3 protein-coding genes are annotated in these 2,516 nt (G+C 45.4%); all 3 read right to left on the bottom strand.

All coding sequences use genetic code 11. The features are described 5' to 3' along the window. A partial coding sequence (locus RYO55_RS09700) for an HK97 family phage prohead protease (protein WP_314985316.1) occupies positions 1 to 818 on the bottom strand: 818 nt, incomplete at its 3' end. Beyond that, positions 818 to 2,299 (bottom strand): phage portal protein, encoded by a 1,482-nt coding sequence (locus RYO55_RS09705; protein WP_314985317.1) that lies wholly within the window; start codon positions 2,297 to 2,299, stop codon positions 818 to 820. The genes RYO55_RS09700 and RYO55_RS09705, both read right to left, overlap by 1 nt. Next, complete coding sequence (locus RYO55_RS09710; RefSeq protein WP_287512949.1) at positions 2,296 to 2,502, bottom strand: hypothetical protein; 207 nt, start codon at positions 2,500 to 2,502, stop codon at positions 2,296 to 2,298. The genes RYO55_RS09705 and RYO55_RS09710 overlap by 4 nt, the downstream gene beginning before the upstream one ends. Positions 2,503 to 2,516 lie beyond the last annotated feature (14 nt).

The following is a 2,516-nucleotide window of genomic DNA, read 5'->3' on the forward strand; positions in this document are numbered from 1 at the left end:
CCGACTTTAACAGATACTGGTTTATTGCGTTCACGCAACGCATCCATTACTGCCTCACGAACTTCGGCAACAGATTTGCCAGATTTGATGAATTCATCTACACCGTCAACATCGAAATCACGGCATAGGCTAGTGATTGTGGATACACGTTCACGTTCTGCCGCAATCAATTTTTTAGCATCATCCGCATTAAAACCTTTAATTCCGGACTCTGGTACTTCCGGTACTACTTGTGGCACGTTTTGCTCAGTGCCTTTTGCTTTTGCATCACCTTTCATAGGTTCCTCCTCATTATCTTCTACACTTCTGCCTACCCCTACAGTCGGATCTGCAGGGACGGACACAACACTAATCTCCAATGGCTCCCAATATGTAATTACGTATGCTGGGCCTGTAAACCGGCCATTGGAACTTTTAGAATCGGAATCGATTAATTCCTCATATCGACTTATGTCATATCCGACACTCACACCTTGTAATGTGCCTTTTATCACTTTTTGATAAATCTTTTCGGATTCATCATCTTCATCGAATCGAACAATCGCCTTGCCGCGATTATCTTCAATCCACACTTTATCGACGTGACCAACAACTGCGCTGCGGTCATGGTTGAATAGCAATGTGCCTAAACCGTTATTAAATCGGTCTAAGTTAACGCAGCCTTCGTCATGACACAATATCTCTGTTCCGAACCATCTTTCATATGGTTCTTCAGAAGAAAAGGATAATTCGACGGTACGGTCTTCGTTCGCTTCGATGTTTGTAATTTGCGCCTCTCGGGCATATTTACCTAAGAGCTGCTTTGCAAATTTCCCCACTAGCTATCATCTCCTTTCATATCAGTGGTGTTATCATCCGCTAGATTCGTTATGTCCCCATTCATATCAAGGGCAACACCCAATTCCTTAATGCGGTCCTGTTCCAGCTTCCGCTGTTCAAGTACTTCTTCCCAGTCCTTACCAGATGCACTACATACGTCTTCGAGCGTTGTGAGTCCTGCCTTAATGGCTTCCTTGTTAGCATTAACTTCCTTAACAGGGTCAATCCAAGACCAGCCTGGAGCTAACCACGCTACTTTCTTATAAAGTTTTGGGTTTGCTGCATAGTCATTGGCCGGGATAATTCCCTTTAGGTAGCATGCTTCAATAAAAGCCCGCCATACAGGCATGCAAAAATGCTCAATTATAAAACGCTGCATCTGCTTGAATGATTGCTGGTCCTCCAGCATATTCTGCCGAGCTGCGGAGAAGTTACCACTAATATTGCGCGTCACTATGTCCGCGCTTAAGCCCATGCCCGACGCTATGCGTCTTGTTTGGGTCGCCGAATATTCTGATGCGGTTCCTGCATTTCGCTTAGGTTCCGCAAACGAAATAGATTCGCCTGCACGTAGATGTTGGATAATCCCTGGTGCCATTGAACGAACTTTCTTGCCTTTACTGTCAATCTTATTTGCAACCATCGGGGCGTTCCCAGTATTACTTGTTACGAACGCACCGAAACATGCTGCTACACGAGCCGCTATGAGGTCGGCATCCATATATTCATCTACATCGTGAATGCGCTTTAATACGAGGGCTAACATGCTAACCCCGCGCAGTTCACTAGGCCTTCGCGGTTTATGTAATAGGAAAGCCCTAGTACTTGGTAATCGTGCCTCGTTAAATGACCGTATCCCTAACGGATCAGTTTGGAATACGTGATATGCTATTGGTCTTCCATATTTATTAACTTCCACACCATTAACAATATTGTTGCCATTCTCGCTTACCGATACGGCTCCGATATTCTCGCCCTCGATAAGCTGTAATGATAGTGGTATATCTGCGCCTTCGGAGGTCATATTAACTAGGATTTCCCCGTCATAGACCATTCGGCGCAGAGCCATTTCTTGCAACTCGTAGAACGTAGATATTCCTCGGATATCCGCATTCTCCTTATCCACCCAATCAGACCAAGCCTCCTCAATTTTCTTGTTGAGTCTTTCATTTAGCTTTCCTGCTTTGGTCTTGATTTTGCACTGTGGCTTTATGCCCGTACCTACTACATTTCGTAGTAACGCCAAAACGACACTCTCGGCAAGATCACTGTTAAGTTCTGCTGCACGTGCACGCCCTCTAATCAAATCTCGTTGACCTGATGCCACCTGTTCAGCTGTACCAAATACAGGCATCCAGTCGCCACTTAATCTGTCTGTTGACGCCGCATCATATCCGCGTTCAAGCGAACTACGAAAATACGCTCTACGAGCAGCTCGTTCTGGATTGAAATATGCTATTACCTTATCGAGTATGTTCATCGTCGCTCCCATGACACGTAGGATGTTGTACTATTACCTTCTTCATCATCAACGCGAGCCATTAACTCCCGTTCACGGGCGTATAATGTCGGTAGATCATGTGTCTTAAAACGCTTACCGCCTACAGACATCTCGGCGTATCCATTCGTCTCGATTTCCTCGATTATCGTTCGTATACGCTCCAAGTCTTCTCTTGCGCTCATGGTCTCACCTCCTT

It is taken from the genome of uncultured Veillonella sp. (assembly GCF_963551295.1).
GTDB lineage: Bacteria > Bacillota > Negativicutes > Veillonellales > Veillonellaceae > Veillonella.

What these genes read in the sequence shown, in the direction of transcription:
- RYO55_RS09705 (WP_314985317.1), bottom strand. Translation starts at nt 2,299, where the DNA reads ATGAACATACTCGATAAGGTAATAGCATATTTCAATCCAGAACGAGCT.
- RYO55_RS09710 (WP_287512949.1), bottom strand. Translation starts at nt 2,502, where the DNA reads ATGAGCGCAAGAGAAGACTTGGAGCGTATACGAACGATAATCGAGGAA.